The sequence below is a fragment of the Streptomyces sp. XY006 genome, assembly GCF_002237655.1.
GTDB lineage: Bacteria > Actinomycetota > Actinomycetes > Streptomycetales > Streptomycetaceae > Streptomyces > Streptomyces levis.
This window is the reverse complement of the sequence record NZ_NOKT01000003.1, coordinates 182,056-198,638: the sequence shown is the minus strand read 5'-3', so window position 1 is coordinate 198,638 and position 16,583 is coordinate 182,056. Positions and strand designations below refer to the sequence as shown.

Here is a 16,583-nt window from a genome sequence, read left to right as displayed (position 1 = left end):
CCGCTCCACGCACGGGCTTTGCCGGTTAACCTGGACACGGTTCACTGACCGGATTACGGCCCTACAGCAAGCGCAGGGGGAGACCACCGTGGCGCTGAAGCACGAGCCGACCACCCCGTATCACTCGGCCCAGGAAGCCCTGCGTGTCCTGGAGACGGTGGCGCGAAACAGTTCGGGCGTCACCGACACCGAGCTCGCCCGGCGCACCGGCATCGGACCGGAGCGACTGACCACGCTCCTGCGCATGCTGCGCCGCGAGGGCTACGTCGAGCAGATCGCCGACGGCGCGTACGTCACCGGCGAGACGCTGGCCCGCCTCACCTCCGCCCGCCGGCGCGAGCAGGCCCTGCGCGACAAGCTCCAGCAGACCCTGGACCGGCTGCGGGACTCGGTCGGCGCCGCCGTCTACATGAGCCGGTACGTCGACGGCGAGATCAGCGTCACCCAGTACGCCGACAGCCCGGCCACGCCCAAGGTCAACGAGTGGGTCGACTTCCGCTCCTCGGCCCACGCCACCGCCATCGGCAAGAGCCTGCTCACCCAGCTCGACCACGCCGGCCGCCGCGACCACCTGGCCCGGCACAAGATGGCCCGTCTCACCTCGCGCACCATCACCAGCGACCGGCTGCTGCTGTCCCGGCTGGAGGCCCAGCCGCCGACGGTGCCCGTCCTGGACCTCCAGGAGTACGCGGTCGGCACGGTCTGCGCGGCCGTCCCCATCACGGCCGGCTCCTCCGTCGGCTGCCTGGCCCTGTCCCTGCCCGTCGAGCACGCCCACCGCCTGCGCCAGGCCGCCGACACCCTCAACCGCAACGCCGCGCCGGTCCTGCTGTCCATGGCGATCTAGCCCCGCGCGGAGTGGTCCGGAGCACCCCCCGGGACCAGGTAGTATTTTCTCCGTCGCCGCCGCGGAACACGGTTTCAGCGGTCGGCGGGAGTCATGCGCCGCTAGCTCAGTTGGTTAGAGCAGCTGACTCTTAATCAGCGGGTCCGGGGTTCGAGTCCCTGGCGGCGCACGATGACGATGGCGAGGCGTGTTCGCGGACAGCGCGAACCACCTCGCCATCTCTGTCATTGCGCGGCTTCGCCGCGCGGCGTGGGGGCTCCGCCACCCACACCCCCTGTCGAAGGGCCTCTCGTGGGAGCGAGAGGCCCTTCGGCGTGTACAGAGTCAGGAGTCAGGGCGCCACGGACGTCCCCCGGTCGACGCCGGAGACGAGATCGCCGTACGGGCCGGAGGCCTCGCCGAAGGCGGTGAGGAAGCCGGCGCAGCACACGGCGATCACGCCGAGGAACGCGAGCAGCCCGACGGCGGTCATCGCCCGTCGCGCCCGGCTCGGCGCCAGGGCCGTGGCCACGATCCGGCGGCCGGCGGTGTAGTGGACGGTGACGTAGTCGCCCTCGGCGGTCGTCCTGGGGCCGCCGTCCTCCTCGAAGGTGATCACCCGGCCGTCGTGCGTGATGAACTCGTATACATGGCGCAGCGCCGGACGCGTGGACGCGGCGCCGGGCGTCGCGTACACCCCGAGGCACCGGCCCTCCGCCGTCAGCCCGCTGGTCCAGGCGCCCCGGATCCGCAGCCAGCGCCAGGTCGCGCGGCAGGCCAGGCCGACCGCGAGGGCCATGACCAGGCCGGGCACGACGTAGCGGATCACGTCCATCGCGCACCCCCGGAGTCGGTGCGCCGGCCCCGAGCGGCCGGCGTGGGAGGAACCTACCCACGCCGGCCGCTGCGGTGACTCAAGGGAACCTCAGAGGTTCAGAAGGTCACGTCCGAGCAGGCGTAGAACGCGTTGGCCGTGTCGGCGATCGTCCACACCGCGACGATGACGTGCCGGCCGCTGAGCCCGGACGGCAGCCTGCCCGTGTGGGAGAGGGTCTGCGGCGGCCGCTGCCCGTTGTACGGCACCGTGAAGAACGGCGTGAGGTTGAGGTCGGACCGGGCCAGGTTGTGGTTCTGGTTCCAGCCCGGCTTGGTGATGTAGTACTTGAAGTCGGTCGTGGCGTGCATGGCCGTGAACTGCCAGCGGAACGTGTAGTTCTGGCCGCCCGTCACCTGCGTGGCGGGCCACGCGCCGCCGGAGGGCGTGCGGGGCGCGCTGAGCTGGCTGAAGTGGCCGACGCCGCCGTTGCATATCTGCCCGTCGGCCGGTCCCGAGGCCGGGAAGCCCTTCGGCCCCTCGACGCTCTGCGGTTCCCACTGGATGGAACCGCAGTTGGTCACCGTGCCGTTCTGACACAGCTTCTGCCGGCTGATGGGCAGGTCGGTGTAGCCGTGGCCACTGGCGCCGCCGGAGGAGAGTACGAGGGCTCCGGTCGTGGCCAGTCCCACCGCGAGTGCGGACAACTTGGTCCTTGTGCGCATGCTGCCGCTCCTGGAGAACGTGGGGGAGTTTCACTGAGGCGTGCAGGTAGGTCTAGACCAAGTCTGAGAGTATGACCGTTACTTGAACATGTCCATACCAATCACGGACCTGTTTCCCCGCGGCCCGCGCAGAACGCCACCGTCAGGTCCTTCACGAGCGCCTTCCGCTCGTAGTCGTCGAGTTCCACCAGCCCCCGCATGGTCAGCCGGGTCACCGTGTCCTCCACCGAGTCCACGACCGAGGTGAGCATGCTCGCCCGGTGCCGGGCGTCCAGGGCGGCGATCCGGCGGCGGTGCATCGCGGCGGCCACCTCGGGCGCGTACTCCACGCGCAGCGGCTGCACGGAGAACACCTCCAGGCCCACCGGGGCGGCATCCGACGCCACCAGCCGGGTCAGAGCCTCGGCCCCCGCGTCCCCCGGCCCCTTCCCCCCGCAGGGCGTCTCCACGGGCACCCGGGTCAGGGCCGCCTCCACGCACTCGCGCAGGTACGACTCGTGGTCCTCGACGGCCAGCACGGCCCGCGCGGTGTCCCGCACCCGCCACACCACCTGGACGACCACCCGCAGCGCGACCCCGCTCGCGTCGGCGGCCGGCAGCGGCTCGCTGCGCCAGTGCCGCAGCCGTACGTCCACCCGGCGGCGCAGCAGCAGCGGGTTGACCCACAGCAGTCCGGAACGCCGGACGGTCCCCCGGTAGCGGCCGAACAGGTCCAGCACCCAGGCCCGGCCGGACCGGCCCCGGGCCAGTCCCCCGAAGCCGAACAGACCGAGGGCGCCGGCGCCCGCGTACGCCGCCCACTGCGCGGGACCGAGCCCGGCCCCGGTCTGCGCGGGCAGTCGCAGCGCCTCCACGACGAGCGGCGGCAGCAGCCCGGCCCACCAGGAGGTGGCCGCGCACCCCGCCGCCCCGCACGCCCCGGCCAGCACGCCGACCGCCCCGGGCAGCACACGCGCGGGCCGCTCCACCAGGTCGGGGTCGACCTGCGGCACGGGCCGCGGCGCCGCCCCGGCCGCGCGCCGCAGCCGGGGCTGCTCGCCCGTGCCCTGCCTGCGGCTGACCACCGCGGGCCGCAGCGCCACCGTGGCCGGGTCGGGGTCGTCGCGGAACAGCAGGTGGACGGGGATCTCGGTGGTGGCCTCGTTCTGGATGAGCCGGGCGGGCCTGACGGGACCCTCCGCGGGTCCGTCGGGCTCGGACGGGTGGGAAGTGGTCGTACTCATGGGTGCCTCCAGCCTCCGCGCCAGATGCGTCACAACGGTGGTCCCCGGTACCGGGCCGGGCCCGGCGGGGCCTGTGGGAAGAGCCGTCGCCTAGGAGAAGAGCCGTCGCCAGGTCTCCGGCCCCGGGTAGCCGTCGGCCGCGCCGCCCCGCCAGCCCTGGGTGCGCTGGAACGCCTCCACGGCCCGCCGGTCCGCCTCGCTCCAGCGCGGCCCGGGCCCGACCGCGTAGAACCTGCCGAACCCCTTGCGCACCAGCTGCTTTCCGAGCCGGGTGACGTACGCGTTGTCGGCACCGGGGCGGAACATCGCCCGCCCCGGGTAGCCCGGGACGCCGTGGGAGGACGGCGGCGGCCCCACCGCGCCGCCCTCGACGTCCCTGCCCTCGCCGGTGACCAGCAGCTCCCAGGTGCGCGGTCCGGGCAGCCCGTCCGCGTCGGCGCCCGTCCAGCCCTGCGCCAGCTGGAAGGCCCGGGTCGCCCGCCGGTCCGCGTCCGTCCAGCGCGGCCCCGGGCCCGAGGCGTAGGCGCCGCCGGCCCCGCGCGCGACGAGCATGCGGCCGAGCAGCGTGACGTACTTGTTGTGCGCGCCGGGGCCGAAATACGCCGCCCCCGGGAACGGCGTGGCCGCCGGGGCCCCGGGCGTCCCGCCGTCCGGTTCCGGGGCCGGCTCCTCGGGCGTGACGCCCTTGTACCGGTAGGGGACGTACCGGTCGGAGTCGCTCCAGTAGGCGTACGGGGTGGCCTGTCTGCGGGTGTGCGGGCGGGTCTGTTCGTAGGCCAGGTAGGAGCGGTGGGTGTCGTCCGTCCAGCCGCCGAAAATGGTGACGTGCGAGCCTTTCTCGGGGTCGGCCGCATTGTGGAACAGCAGAATGTCGCCCGGCTGGAGTTCCTCCTTGGAAATGGGCTCCGCGTACTGGGCGAGGCTGCCGGTCCATTCGTTCCCGGGCAGCTTCCACGCCATCGAGACATAACCCGAGCAGTCCTGCCGGTAACCGTCGGACCAGTAGGCGGTCATGCTGTACGGCACTTTCGCGGCCACCCAGGTCTTGGCCCGGTCGATGATCTCCGTGCGGGTGATGGCGGAGGGCTTGCCGGCGAGGGCCGGCCGGCCTCCGGGGCCGTGCAGCGGCGCCCGTTCACCCTGGGGGGTGTCGCGCTCCTCACCTGCGGGAACGCCGGGCCGGTGCGGGGCGTGCGGGAGGGCGGCCGCGGCCGGCGCGGCAGGCCCGGCACCGAGCGCGGCGGACGCCACGGCCGCCAGGGCGAGGACCCGGTGGGCGGCCGGATGGGCGGTGGTGCGGCCGGCCGGGGAATGCGGCAGGACGCGGCGCCAGTGGACACAGCCGGGGCAGTCGCAGTCGCTCGCGGGGTCGATTTCCTCGAATACCGGAGACTCCATGCGATTCCCCTCACACTTCCGGCGGAAAATGCGGTGCCCGTGGGCGTCCGGGCGCGCGTCGTCAGTTTCGCAACTGTCTTCCCGGCGCGCATGCTGACGGTCCGAATGATGTACGCGGCCCCCTCCCCGGGGCCCCCGGGAGGGCGGGAGGGTGGTCGGGAGCACCTCCACGCGTCCTGTAGAGTTACGTCGTCAGCAGGCGCCGCTAGCTCAGTTGGTTAGAGCAGCTGACTCTTAATCAGCGGGTCCGGGGTTCGAGTCCCTGGCGGCGCACCGACCGGAAAGGCCCCTCGGCGACGAGGGGCCTTTCCGCATGCCCGGACAGCCGTGCGTCCGGGTGTTTTCCTGGCCGGAACCTTTCTCTGGCCGGAACCGGGGCCACCGCACGTTTGGCCGGATACCCTCTCGCCATGGCAGCGCGAGACCTTCAGGAGCGGATCAAGAAGCTCATCATCGATCGCAGGCTGGCCTCCGGGGCCCCGCTGCCGACCGAGCCCGAGCTGATGGAGTACCTCGGCGCGAGCCGGAACTCGGTCCGCGAGGCGCTGAAGGCGCTCCAGGCGATGGGCATCGTCGAGATCCGGCACGGCTTCGGCACCTATGTCGGCCCGATGTCCCTCGCCCCGATGATCGAGGGCCTCGCCTTCCGCACGGTCGCCGGGCACTACCGGGGCGAGGACTCGCTGCTCCAGCTGCTCGAACTGCGCGAGGCCGTGGAGACCGGCCTGGCCTCCCGGCTCGCGGGGCGGATACCGCCGGAGGACCTCGTTGAACTGGACGCGCTCGTCTCCCGTATGGAAGAGCAGGCCGCGCAGGGAGCCGGCCTCGCGGAGACCGACCGCGCGTTCCACGCCACCCTCTACCGAGGGCTGGACAACGTGCTGCTGAGCGAGGTCCTGGAGGCGTTCTGGGACGCCTTCCACCGGGTCAGGACCGACCTGGGGGGCGTGCCGCAGGACCCGAGGGTGACCTGCCGACAGCACCGGGAGATCCTGGACGCGGTGCGGTCGGGCGACGGGATGCGGGCGGAGGAGGCCATAAGGGAGCACTTCGGCAACATCCGCGCCCGCCTGTCCACAACGGCTCCGCAGGATCCTCACACGCGCCACAATGAACGCGTATGACCGGTAAACACCGCGTTTCGCATCTTGCGATCATGATGAACGCCGTAGAACCCTGGTTTTCTGGTTTTTCAAGATGCTGCGGTTTCGTGGCAGTTGGGGGGATTCAGCACCGGTTGCGGACTGAGCGGGGGTAGGGGCCCCGTTCATGAAGGGATGCCGAGGGGGGCATCATGCAACCGGAAGGTCGCGTTGCCGTGTCTATAGGGTGTGGATGGCGTGGTGACTGCGACCCACCACTGATACGTCTGTGAAGGTCGAGGGGGACCGCAGCAGACGGTAGGAAGCGACGAAACACGCGGCGGTCCGCGTGTGGGGGGATGACTCATGACGTCGAGGCCCACGGGTGCCCGGCAGGAAAACGACCCGTCCCAGACGACCCAGCTGAGGGTGCCGTCTCACCGGATGAGCACCACGGGGACGTTCCGGCGGATCAAGAAGACGCTGCCGAGATACGACTACGAGCACTACAGCCGGCTCGCGGGTCCCCTCACCCAGCCCGATCCGAGCAAGCCGTACAAGGTGCAGTACCGCTCGCTCATCTCGCAGGAGCCGCACCGCATCCGGGTCGCCCTGATGCTGGCCGCGGCCCCGGTGCTGTCGCTGGTGCTGCTGTTCTGGCTGCTCCAGCCCGAGCACTGGACCGAGCGCGACTACCCGGCCTTCGACTGGCTGCCGGCGCTCGACATGGTGATGCTCGTCTCGATCGGCCTGATCGAGTTCTTCCGCTGCATGAACGTGGTGTCCAACGCGCACGCCACGCTCGTCGCCCGCGACCCGATCCCGGTCGTGCCCGAGGTCGGCACCAGAGTGGCCTTCCTCACCTCCTTCGTGCCCGGCAAGGAGCCGCTGGAGATGGTGACGAAGACCCTGGAGGCGGCGGTGAAGATCCGCCACCGGGGTCTGATGCACGTCTGGCTGCTGGACGAGGGCGACGACCCCGAGGTGAAGGCGGTCTGCGAGCGTCTCGGCGTGCACCACTTCTCCCGCAAGGGCGTCGCGAAGTGGAACCAGGCCAAGGGCCCGCACCGCGCCAAGACCAAGCACGGCAACTACAACGCCTGGCTGGAAGCCCACGGCGACGACTACGACTTCTTCGCCTCGGTCGACACCGACCACGTGCCGCTGCCCAACTACCTGGAGCGGATGCTCGGCTTCTTCCGCGACCCGGACGTCGGCTTCGTCATCGGCCCGCAGGTCTACGGCAACTACGACTCGTTCGTCACCAAGGCCGCCGAGTCGCAGCAGTTCCTCTTCCACGCCCTGATCCAGCGCGCGGGCAACCGCTACGGCGCCCCGATGTTCGTCGGCACGTCCAACGCGGTGCGCATCAAGGCGCTCAAGCAGATCGGCGGTCTGTACGACTCGATCACCGAGGACATGGCGACCGGCTTCGAGATCCACCGCCACAAGAACCCGGCGACGGGCAACAAGTGGCGCTCGGTGTACACCCCGGACGTGCTCGCCGTCGGTGAGGGCCCCAGCGCCTGGACGGACTTCTTCACCCAGCAGATGCGCTGGTCGCGAGGGACGTACGAGACGATCCTCAAGCAGTACTGGAAGGGCTGGTACTCGCTGCCGCCGAGCAAGCTCTTCAACTACACGATGATGATCATCTTCTACCCGATGTCCGCCCTGAACTGGATCCTGGCCGCGCTGAGCTGCTGCCTGTTCCTGGGCCTGGGCGCCTCGGGTGTGAACATCGACCCGGCCGTGTGGCTGATGCTCTACGGCAACGCCTCCGCCCTGCAGATCGGGCTGTACGTCTGGAACCGCCGGCACAACGTCTCGCCGCACGAGCCGGAGGGCTCCGGCGGTGTGGCCGGCATGGTGATGTCGGCGCTGTCGGCGCCGCTGTACGCGAAGGCGCTGATCGACTCCGCGCTGCGCCGCAAGAGCAAGTTCGTGGTCACGCCCAAGGGCGACTCCGCGAGCCCCGACCGCTGGTTCGGGACGTTCCGCTACCACTGGTACTTCATCCTGATCTTCGGCGGCTCGATCGCGGCCGGCTTCGCCTTCGGCCACTCGCACCCCGCCATGATCATCTGGGCGACGTTCGCCATGCTCATCACGGCCACGCCGATCTTCGCCTGGCGCTGGCAGATGAAGCAGGACGCCAAGAAGCCCGCCGCTCCCTCCGGGGAGCCGCCGCAGGACTCTGCGGGCCCGCACCGGACGCAGCCGCTGCCCGTCCCGCAGCAGCACGCGCCGCACGCCCCGCAGCACAAGCCCACGTGGGCCGCGACCCCGGGCGCACACGGGGAGGTCGGGGGAACCGACCAGACCATGCAGATCGCCCTTGGTGGACTTGGGGGACGTAAGGAATGAACGACCGTGCAGGCCGCCGCCGGGCCCGTCGACTCGCGATCGGCACGGCGGTGGTACTCGCGCTGGCCGGGATGAACGGGCCGTGGCTCTACCGCTTCGGCACCGAGAAATACCACCAGTACACAATCAACAAGCCGGAGTACAAGGCCGCGAACGGCAAGTGGGAGATCATCGAGTTTCCCGAGGAGTACCGGCAGAACACCATCCACGCGGCGCTGCTGCGCACCGGCAAGGTGCTGCTCGTCGCGGGATCGGGCAACAACCAGGACAACTTCGACGCGAAGAGGTTCGACACCCGGATCTGGGACCCGGTCAAGGGCACCATCAAGAAGGTGCCCACGCCCAGCGACCTGTTCTGCACCGGCCACACGCAGCTCGCCAACGGCAACCTGCTGATCGCGGGCGGCACCAAGCGGTACGAGAAGCTCAAGGGTGACGTCACCAAGGCCGGCGGCCTGATGATCGTCCACAACGAGAACCCGGACAAGCCGATCACCCTGCCCGCCGGCACGAAGTTCACGGGCAAGGAGAACGGCAAGACGTTCGTCTCGAAGGACCCGGTGCTGGTGCCGCGCGCCAAGAAGGTCTTCGACAAGGCGACCGGCAAGTTCCTGCGCAACGACCCCGGCCTGGGCCGGATCTACGTCGAGGCGCAGAAGCGGGGCAAGAAGTTCGAGACGGGCACGCAGGACAACTACCGCGTGCACGGCCTGTCGGGCGCCGACGCCAAGAACACCTACGGCATCGCGCAGAAACTCGCCCTGGACAAGAAGGACTTCCAGGGCATCCGGGACGCCTTCGAGTTCGACCCGGTCGCCGAGAAGTACATCAAGGTCGACCCGATGAAGGAGGCCCGTTGGTACCCGACGCTCACCACCCTGAGCGACGGGAAGATCCTCAGCGTCTCCGGCCTGGACGACATCGGCCAGCTGGTCCCGGGCAAGAACGAGGTCTTCGACCCGAAGACCAAGAAGTGGACCTACACGGGCAAGGTCCGGCAGTTCCCGACCTACCCGGCGCTGTTCCTCATGCAGAACGGCAAGATCTTCTACTCGGGCTCCAACGCGGGCTACGGGCCGGACAACATCGGCCGCGAACCGGGCGTGTGGGACGTGGACACCAACAAGTTCACGAAGATCCCCGGACTGAGCGACCCGAAGCTGATGGAGACGTCCGGGACGGTGCTGCTGCCGCCGGCGCAGGACGAGAAGTACATGGTGATCGGCGGCGGTGGCGTCGGCGAGTCCCAGCAGTCCAGCGAGAAGACCCGGATCGTCGACCTGAAGAAGCCGGACCCGCGCTTCGTGGACGGCCCGTCCCTGGACAAGGGCACCCGCTACCCGAACGCCTCGGTCCTGCCGGACGACAGCGTGCTGATCTCCGGCGGTTCGGAGGACTACCGGGGCCGCGGCGACTCCAACATCTTCGAGGCGCGGCTCTACGACGCGGAGAAGAACGAGCTGAAGCGGGTCGCCGACCCGCTGGTGGGCCGCAACTACCACTCCGGTTCGATCCTGCTGCCCGACGGCCGCGTGATGGTCTTCGGCTCCGACTCGCTCTACGCCGACAAGGCCAACACCAAGCCCGGCAAGTTCGAGCAGCGCATCGAGATCTACACGCCGCCCTACCTCTACGGCGACGCCGACCGGCCCTCGCTGTCGGGCGGGCCGCAGACCATCGAGCGCGGCGGCACGGGGACCTTCACCTCCTCGGACGCGTCGAAGGTGAAGAAGGTGCGGCTGATCCGGCCGAGCGCCGCCACGCACGTCACGGACGTCGACCAACGCTCCATAGCGCTGGACTTCGAGGCGTCCGGTGACAAGCTGACGGTGACCGTCCCGGAGAACCGCAACCTGGTCCAGGCGGGCTGGTACATGCTGTTCGTGACGGACGCCCAGGGCACGCCGAGCAAGGCGCAGTGGGTCAAGGTGCCCTAGCCGAACGGCTGAAGGGGCGCCCTCCAATCGGGAGGGCGCCCCTTTCGCATGCCTGGAGTGGGGTACGTCAGCCGGTGGCCTTCGCCAGCTTCAGGGCGTAGTCCTCCCACCACTGGCCCGCCTTCGGGCCGCCCTTGCACTCGCCGTCCGATTCGCCGGGCCGCTTGACCCACAGGTACGCGTCGACCAGCGGGTCCGCCGTCTTGGTCGTCGGCGTCTCGCCCAGCGCGCGGCCGGGCGGGTTGCACCAGCGCTCGTCCGGATTGCCCTGGGTGTAGGGGCCCTTGCCGTTGCGGCTGGTGTCGATGACGAAGTGCTTGCCGCCCACCTTGGCGGAGAGCTGCTTGCCGTAGGCGATGGAGTCCTGCGTGGAGTAGAAGTTGGAGACGTTGACCGAGAAGCCGTCGGCCTGCTCGATGCCCGCGCGCTGCAGCGGCTCGAAGATCTGGTCCGGGTTCTGCCAGCCGGCGTTGCCCGCGTCCAGGTAGACCTTCGTCTTCTTGAGGGACTTCAGCTTGGCGACGGCGCCCTTGAGGAGGTCGTAGCGCTCCGCGTGGAACTGCTCCGGGGTGCAGCCGTCGACGAGGTGGAGCAGGGCGTCCGGTTCCAGGACGACCGTGGCCGGGCGGTCGCCGATGCCCGCCGCCACGCCGTCGAGCCAGGCCCGGTAGGTGTCGCCGTCGGCGGCGCCGCCCTGGGAGTACTGGCCGCAGTCGCGGTGCGGGATGTTGTAGAGGACGAGCAGTGCCGTACGGCCGGCCTTGTCGGCGGCCTCGGTGAAGCCCCGGGTCTGCTCCTCGGGGTTGTCCGGGCCGATCCACTCGGCGACCGGCTGCTCGGCGATCTTGCGGATCTGCTCGGCGTCCTGCTTCTTGCCGGCCTTCTCCAGCGCCGCGACCTGACGGGCCGCCGTGCCGTCCGGATTGACCCAGAACGGGGCCTTCTCCTTCGGCTGCTGGGTGATGCCGGCGCCCGCGTCGGTGCCCGGGTCCGTGCCCTCGTCGCCCCCGTCGCCGTCCGAACATCCCGTGATCAGCAGTGCCGCCCCCAGCACCACCGCGGACATCCGCCTCCCGGCGCGTGTCCCGACCCCCCTGCCGCCGTACATCCAACTCCCCCTTGGGTGCAGCTTTCCGAGGCTCAATCCTGACATACGTCCCGCAGCGGCCACGAGGCGAACCCGACCTGCGCGGATGACGCAGCGCCACCGCGCCGGGACTTGGCGTCATCCGACCTCTAGGCCCGGGTGGTCCTTTGGTTCTAGAGTCTTTCCTGCCGGGCCCGACCTCCGGCCAGAGATTCACCCACCGTGCCTCCCGTGACCTCCCGCGCAGCTCGCCGGGTTACTCCCGCAGCCCGTGCGCGCGTGGTCGAGGCCGGCCCGGTCGGCGGCTCCAGGGGGAGCGGGTCGCCGGCCGGGTCGGGAGGGCCGTGCGGGTCACAGGCCGGTTCCCGTCAGGTACGCCGAGACGACCACGTTCGCCGTGTAGCTGCGCGTCGTACGGTCGAAGCTGCCGCCGCAGGTGATCAGCCGCAGCTCGGCCCGGCCCGACTCGCGGGGGCCGTAGGCCTGGTGGGCGTCGAAGCGGTCGCGGGTGAGGACCTGCACGGACTCGACGGTGAACTCGGCAACCTTCGCGTCCGCCCGGATCACCCGGATCGTCTGGCCCGGCCGCAGGGCACTGGCCCGGTAGAAGACGGCCGGCCGGGTGTCGGTGTCGACATGGCCGACCAGCAGCGCGGTGCCCGGCGCCCCGGGCGCCACGCCACCGGCGTACCAGCCGACCACACCCGGCTGGTCGTACGGCGGCGGATCGAGCGCCCCGTGCGCGTCCAGGCCGCGGGCCACCACGGGGGCCTGGACGCCGAGCCCGGGGATGTCGACGCGCTGGGGCAGCGCGTCGCGGAGGGGGCGGTGGGCGGGGGGCAGTTTCACGTCGGGGGGCCGGCCGGCCGCCGCCATGTCGCCCGTGGTGGGGGCGGACATGCCGTGCCGCACGTCGGTGACCTCACGGCCCCACAGCCACAGCCCCAGCAGCAGCACCACCCAGGCCACACCGGCCAGCAGCCGGCCCGTGCCCGCGGAGCGCCCGTGTACCCGGTCGGACATGGTCAGTCCGTTCCACGGCTCCGGCGGGCCCCGCCCAGCGCGACCACCACCGCGGCCACACCGGCGAGCACCAGGCCGGTCACACCCTGCGCGGTACCGGGCCCGGTCCCGCGCTCCTCGGCGGCGACGAGATCGGCGGCACCGCCACCGCCGGCCCGGACGGGGGCGACGGGTGAGGCGGGCGCGCCGGGCCGGTGACCGAACGCCCCCTGCTCCTCACCCTCGTGTCCGGGATCAGGAGCCGCCGACCGCCCGTCGCCGCCGGGGACGGGCAGCGGCCCGCCGGTCCCGGGGGTGGGCGGAATCCCACCGGTGCCGGAGGCGGGCGGAAACCTGCCGGTGCCGGAGGCGGGCGGGACCTCGCCCGTCCCGGAGGCGGGCGGAGCCCCGCCGGTGCCCGGGGCGGAGGGCCGGTCGTTCGTCCGGACCGTGAGCGTGCCGGTCCGTTCCGTGTCGCCGCACACGACCCGCACGGGGTACGTGCCCGGGGTGAGCGTGGAGCGGACGCGGCTCTCGCCGGCGAGCTCGCGCACGGCGTCCGCGACGGTGAGCCTGGCGTCCGCGACGAACGCGGGCGAGGCGGCGACGGCCGTGCGCTGAGCGCAGCCGGTCACGCGGAGCGTGATGTCCGTGCCGGGCGCGGCGGTCGCCGGGGTCACCGCGACGCTCGCCGTCTTCCCAGTTCTCCCCGTCGCCCCCTTCTCCCCCGCGTCCCCCGTGTCCGCCGCGTACGCCGCGTACGTCGCGTACGTCGTCGGCGTCAGGGCGGCCGCGGCGAGGACACCCGCACAGACCGTGACTCTCAGGGAACCCATCGTGAACCTCCAGATGCCTGGAGCCTCCCCCGCGCGGCCGGTCACCGCATCCGCAGTGACGCGGTGACTGCTCCGTACGGGTGGCGACGGGTTTGAGGGCGGCGGGCGCGCCGCCCAGGGGGTCAGACCCGTTCGACGAGGTCCGCGATCGAGTCCACGATCTGCGACGGCCGGTACGGGAAGTTCTCGACCTGGTCGGGCCGGGTCAGACCGGTGAGCACCAGGAACGTCTGCATCCCGGCCTCGATGCCGGCCAGCACGTCGGTGTCCATGCGGTCGCCGATCATCGCGCTGGTCTCGGAGTGCGCCCCGATGGCGTTCAGCCCGGTGCGCATCATCAGCGGGTTGGGCTTGCCCGCGAAGTACGGCTTCTTGCCGGTCGCCTGGGTGATCAGCGCGGCCACCGCGCCCGTCGCGGGCAGCGGGCCCTCCGTGGACGGGCCGGTCTCGTCCGGGTTGGTGGCGATGAACCGCGCGCCGCCGAGGATCAGCCGGACCGCCTTCGTCATGGCCTCGAAGGAGTAGGTGCGGGTCTCGCCGAGGACGACGTAGTCCGGCTCGTGGTCGGTGAGGATGTAGCCGATGTCGTGCAGCGCGGTGGTCAGACCGGCCTCGCCGATGACGTACGCCGAGCCGCCCGGCCGCTGGTCGTCCAGGAACTGGGCGGTGGCCAGCGCCGAGGTCCAGATGCTCTCGATCGGCACGTCCAGGCCCATGCGGGTCAGCCGGGCGTGCAGGTCGCGCGGGGTGTAGATCGAGTTGTTGGTGAGCACCAGGAAGGGCTTGCCGGAATCACGCAGCTTCTTGAGGAAGGCGTCGGCGCCGGGGATCGGTACGCCCTCGTGGATGAGCACACCGTCCATGTCGGTGAGCCACGACTCGATGGGCTTGCGGTCTGCCATGTGCGGGATCTCCTGCCGTACGCGGTCCAGCGTGCGACCCAGCCTAAGAGGTGGCGGGATCTTGCGGAACGGTCCGCCGGCCACGTCCCGACAGGCGGGACGCGCGGCCCCGTCCCGGCTGCCGGGGACGGCGTGTCAGGAGCGCCTGCGGACGAGGAGCAGGGCCGCGCCCCCGACGAGCAGCCCGGCCGCGGTGGCGGCGGCGACCTGGACGCCGGTGCCGGTGCGGGCGAGTTCCTCGGCGAAGGGGAAGCGGTCCTTGCGGGGCGGGACGGAGGCGTCGGAGTCGGGACGCGGCTCCCTGCCGGTGTCGGGGCCGGGCCCGTCGCCCTCGATGCGGAAGCGGTAGTCGTTGGACTGCCCCACCCAGTCGCCGTCGTCGTCGTGCCGCTGCACGACCGCGGCGTTGGCGGTGACGTCGTTGGGTGCGGCGTCCGAGGTGACCGCGAGCCGTACCTTCACGCTGAGGGTCTCGCCCGGTCCCACGGTGAACCCGGCGAAGCGGTCCTCCTCGCCGGTGAACGCGCCGACGAGTTCGTCCTCGCCGGTCTTCTCGAACCGCACGGGGTGGGCGCGAGCCCCCTCGAAGAACTCCAGCCGGGGCTGGGACGGCTCCAGGGCACGCCGGTCGTCGACGAGCACGACGACGGGGTGGATGGCGGAGCAGGTCCGGTCGGTGGTGTTGGTCAGGTCGAGGTACCAGGTCCCGAAGCCGCCCCCGGACGTGTAGGCGTCCGGCCCGCCGCGCAGGCGGGTGGTGAGCGGGAAGGTGTGGTCGTCGGGCGCGGCACAGGCGGGCGCCGGGGCCTCGGCGTACGCCGGGGCGGCACCCGCGAACAGGGCGGCGGCTGCCGCCGCCAGGCAGAGACGAGCAGGCGTGCAGAGTCGCATGATGATGTGACATTGCCGCCAGACGCCGAAGGGAAGTCGACAGCGCCGCGAAGCACCCCGAACGGCGGCGCGGATCCGCCCGGTCGGCGGACAGAGGGTGCGGCCGATGGGGGCGCTCGTGGGCTCTTATCCGTCGCCTCGGCCGAAGATCGGGCCCAGGATCAGTTGGGCCGCCCCCACCGCCACCGCCCGGCCGTCCCCCGGTGCCAGCCGTACCGGTACGGCGTCCTGGCCCGTGCGCCGGGCCCGCTCCTCCAGGACCGCCCCGACCCCGCGGACGAACGGCTCCGGCGCCGCGGTCACCGTCCGGCCGCCCAGCAGGACCACGTCGATGTCGAGCAGGCCCACGAGGTTGGCCGCCCCGGCCCCGAGGACCCGCGCCGCCTCCTCGACGTCGCCGCGCGCCACCGCGCCGAGGGACAGGGCCTCCACACAGCCGCGGTCGCCGCAGGTACACGGCGGCCCGTCGAGCTGGATCACCTGGTGGCCGAACTCCCCCGCGCCGGTCCTGGCCCCCCGGTGCACGCTGCCGCCGATCACCAGCCCGGCGCCCAGTCCCGTCCCGAGGTGCAGGTAGGCGAAGGAGCCGCCCTCGCCGCCGACGGCCAGGCCGAGGGCCGCGGCGTTGGTGTCCTTGTCGACCACGACCGGCACACCGAGCCGCCCGGCCAGGGCCTCACGCAGGGGAAACCCGTCCCACGCGGGGAACCCCGTCACCCGGTGCAGCACGCCCCGCCCGTGATCGAGCGGCCCGGGCAACGCGACCCCGACGCCCAGGAGAGCCAGCCCCCTGCCGCCTCGCGCCTCGCCCTGCGACGCCGCGTCCGGTTCACGCGGTGCCATCCCGTCGCCCCCGCCGGCCGGCGCATCGGCCGCCGGCGCGCCGCCCGCCGGCGCCCCGCCGGACGCCCTGGGCGTTCGCCCGCCTGGCAGGACCCCCGTCACCGCCTCCGTCACCGCGTCCAGTACGGCCTCCGCTCCGGCCCCGAGATCCAGCGCGGCCCGCCGCTCCCCCACCACGGCACCGCGCAGGTCCACGAGCACGACCCGCAGTTCGTCCCGGTCCAGATGGACCCCGACCGCGTGGCCGGCCTCCGGCACCAGGCGCAGGACCGTCCGCGGCTTGCCCCCGGTCGAGGCCCGCCGTCCCGCTTCCGTGGCGAGCCCGTCCTCCCGCAGCCGGGCCGTGATCTTGCTGACGGCCTGCGGGGTGAGCCCGGTCCGTTCGGCCAGCTCCAGCCGGCTGATGCCCCCGTCCCCGGCCGTGCGCAGCAGGTCCAGCACGAGCGCCGCGTTGTGGCTGCGCAGGGCGAGCAGATTCACCCCGGCACCGGACCCGGACGCGGTGCCGGACCTGGACCCGGTGCCGGACCTGGACCCGGTGCCCGACCTGGACCCGGTGCCGGGCCTGGTCCCGCGCCTGCCCGCCGCCGCTCCGGTCGTACCGTCGTTCGCGCTGTTCACGCCCTCCATTGTCCTCGGCGCTTGCACTT

General features: G+C 71.8%; 14 protein-coding genes and 2 tRNA genes. 6 read left to right on the top strand and 10 right to left on the bottom strand.

All coding sequences use genetic code 11. The features are described 5' to 3' along the window. Positions 1-88: 88 nt before the first annotated feature. Together CHR28_RS05415 and CHR28_RS05410 are read left to right on the top strand one after the other, a co-directional pair. Entirely contained in the window at positions 89-847 is a 759-nt protein-coding gene (locus CHR28_RS05415; protein WP_094052299.1) for an IclR family transcriptional regulator, read from the top strand. A 95-nt stretch (positions 848-942) separates the two neighbouring features. After that, positions 943-1,016, top strand: a tRNA-Lys gene (locus tag CHR28_RS05410). Between the two features lie 162 nt (positions 1,017-1,178). On the opposite strand, the gene CHR28_RS05405 is transcribed toward CHR28_RS05410, so the two are convergent. From CHR28_RS05405 to CHR28_RS05390, 4 genes are all read right to left on the bottom strand, one after another. After that, positions 1,179-1,661 (bottom strand): hypothetical protein, encoded by a 483-nt coding sequence (locus CHR28_RS05405; RefSeq protein ID WP_094052298.1) that lies wholly within the window; start codon positions 1,659-1,661, stop codon positions 1,179-1,181. Positions 1,662-1,759: 98 nt separating this feature from the next. Further along, entirely contained in the window at positions 1,760-2,365 is a 606-nt protein-coding gene (locus CHR28_RS05400; RefSeq protein ID WP_094052297.1) for a lytic polysaccharide monooxygenase auxiliary activity family 9 protein, read from the bottom strand. Between the two features lie 101 nt (positions 2,366-2,466). Beyond that, positions 2,467-3,588: an SPFH domain-containing protein gene (locus tag CHR28_RS05395; RefSeq protein ID WP_094052296.1), complete on the bottom strand. Its 1,122-nt coding sequence runs from the start codon at positions 3,586-3,588 to the stop codon at positions 2,467-2,469. Positions 3,589-3,678: 90 nt separating this feature from the next. Further along, positions 3,679-4,986 carry a peptidoglycan-binding protein gene (locus tag CHR28_RS05390; protein ID WP_094052295.1) on the bottom strand — a complete coding sequence of 436 codons (1,308 nt, stop codon included), beginning with the start codon at positions 4,984-4,986 and terminating at the stop codon, positions 3,679-3,681. 199 nt (positions 4,987-5,185) lie between these two features. Between CHR28_RS05390 and CHR28_RS05385 the strand changes: the two genes are divergently transcribed. The 4 genes from CHR28_RS05385 (at position 5,186) to CHR28_RS05370 (ending at position 10,372) form a co-directional block, all read left to right on the top strand. Further along, positions 5,186-5,259, top strand: a tRNA-Lys gene (locus CHR28_RS05385). Positions 5,260-5,396: 137 nt separating this feature from the next. Then, positions 5,397-6,110, top strand: coding sequence for a FadR/GntR family transcriptional regulator (locus CHR28_RS05380; RefSeq protein WP_094052294.1), 714 nt, complete (start codon positions 5,397-5,399; stop codon positions 6,108-6,110). 324 nt (positions 6,111-6,434) lie between these two features. Next, entirely contained in the window at positions 6,435-8,435 is a 2,001-nt protein-coding gene (locus tag CHR28_RS05375) for a glycosyltransferase family 2 protein (protein WP_094052293.1), read from the top strand. After that, complete coding sequence (locus CHR28_RS05370) at positions 8,432-10,372, top strand: kelch motif-containing protein (protein ID WP_094052292.1); 1,941 nt, start codon at positions 8,432-8,434, stop codon at positions 10,370-10,372. Before CHR28_RS05375 ends, CHR28_RS05370 begins: the two co-directional genes overlap by 4 nt. A 67-nt stretch (positions 10,373-10,439) precedes the next feature. Here CHR28_RS05370 and CHR28_RS05365 read toward each other — a convergent pair whose 3' ends face one another. The 6 genes from CHR28_RS05365 to CHR28_RS05340 all read right to left on the bottom strand — a co-directional run bounded on the left by CHR28_RS05365 (position 10,440) and on the right by CHR28_RS05340 (position 16,563). Further along, entirely contained in the window at positions 10,440-11,480 is a 1,041-nt protein-coding gene (locus CHR28_RS05365; RefSeq protein ID WP_094052291.1) for a glycoside hydrolase family 6 protein, read from the bottom strand. 330 nt (positions 11,481-11,810) lie between these two features. Then, a complete protein-coding gene (locus CHR28_RS05360) occupies positions 11,811-12,482 on the bottom strand; it encodes a class F sortase (protein WP_094052290.1) in 672 nt (223 codons plus the stop codon). A 2-nt stretch (positions 12,483-12,484) separates the two neighbouring features. Continuing rightward, the gene (locus tag CHR28_RS05355) at positions 12,485-13,297 is read right to left on the bottom strand and encodes a hypothetical protein (protein WP_094052289.1); all 813 of its coding nucleotides are present in this window, start codon (positions 13,295-13,297) and stop codon (positions 12,485-12,487) included. A 122-nt stretch (positions 13,298-13,419) separates the two neighbouring features. Beyond that, entirely contained in the window at positions 13,420-14,199 is a 780-nt protein-coding gene (locus CHR28_RS05350) for an HAD-IIA family hydrolase (RefSeq protein WP_094052288.1), read from the bottom strand. 135 nt (positions 14,200-14,334) lie between these two features. After that, positions 14,335-15,090, bottom strand: a complete 756-nt coding sequence (locus CHR28_RS05345) for an LPXTG cell wall anchor domain-containing protein (RefSeq protein ID WP_094052287.1) — start codon at positions 15,088-15,090, stop codon at positions 14,335-14,337. Positions 15,091-15,216: 126 nt separating this feature from the next. Then, positions 15,217-16,563, bottom strand: a complete 1,347-nt coding sequence (locus CHR28_RS05340) for an ROK family transcriptional regulator (RefSeq protein WP_256984137.1) — start codon at positions 16,561-16,563, stop codon at positions 15,217-15,219. Between the last annotated feature and the right edge of the window lie 20 nt (positions 16,564-16,583).

Bases quoted from the DNA above. Each gene is read 5' to 3' on its own strand.
- CHR28_RS05350 (WP_094052288.1), bottom strand. From the start codon at position 14,199: ATGGCAGACCGCAAGCCCATCGAGTCGTGGCTCACCGACATGGACGGT.
- CHR28_RS05375 (WP_094052293.1), top strand. From the start codon at position 6,435: ATGACGTCGAGGCCCACGGGTGCCCGGCAGGAAAACGACCCGTCCCAG.
- CHR28_RS05380 (WP_094052294.1), top strand. From the start codon at position 5,397: ATGGCAGCGCGAGACCTTCAGGAGCGGATCAAGAAGCTCATCATCGAT.
- CHR28_RS05355 (WP_094052289.1), bottom strand. From the start codon at position 13,297: ATGGGTTCCCTGAGAGTCACGGTCTGTGCGGGTGTCCTCGCCGCGGCC.
- CHR28_RS05405 (WP_094052298.1), bottom strand. From the start codon at position 1,661: ATGGACGTGATCCGCTACGTCGTGCCCGGCCTGGTCATGGCCCTCGCG.
- CHR28_RS05345 (WP_094052287.1), bottom strand. From the start codon at position 15,090: ATGCGACTCTGCACGCCTGCTCGTCTCTGCCTGGCGGCGGCAGCCGCC.
- CHR28_RS05390 (WP_094052295.1), bottom strand. From the start codon at position 4,986: ATGGAGTCTCCGGTATTCGAGGAAATCGACCCCGCGAGCGACTGCGAC.
- CHR28_RS05370 (WP_094052292.1), top strand. From the start codon at position 8,432: ATGAACGACCGTGCAGGCCGCCGCCGGGCCCGTCGACTCGCGATCGGC.
- CHR28_RS05365 (WP_094052291.1), bottom strand. From the start codon at position 11,480: ATGTACGGCGGCAGGGGGGTCGGGACACGCGCCGGGAGGCGGATGTCC.
- CHR28_RS05360 (WP_094052290.1), bottom strand. From the start codon at position 12,482: ATGTCCGACCGGGTACACGGGCGCTCCGCGGGCACGGGCCGGCTGCTG.
- CHR28_RS05395 (WP_094052296.1), bottom strand. From the start codon at position 3,588: ATGAGTACGACCACTTCCCACCCGTCCGAGCCCGACGGACCCGCGGAG.
- CHR28_RS05340 (WP_256984137.1), bottom strand. From the start codon at position 16,563: ATGGAGGGCGTGAACAGCGCGAACGACGGTACGACCGGAGCGGCGGCG.
- CHR28_RS05400 (WP_094052297.1), bottom strand. From the start codon at position 2,365: ATGCGCACAAGGACCAAGTTGTCCGCACTCGCGGTGGGACTGGCCACG.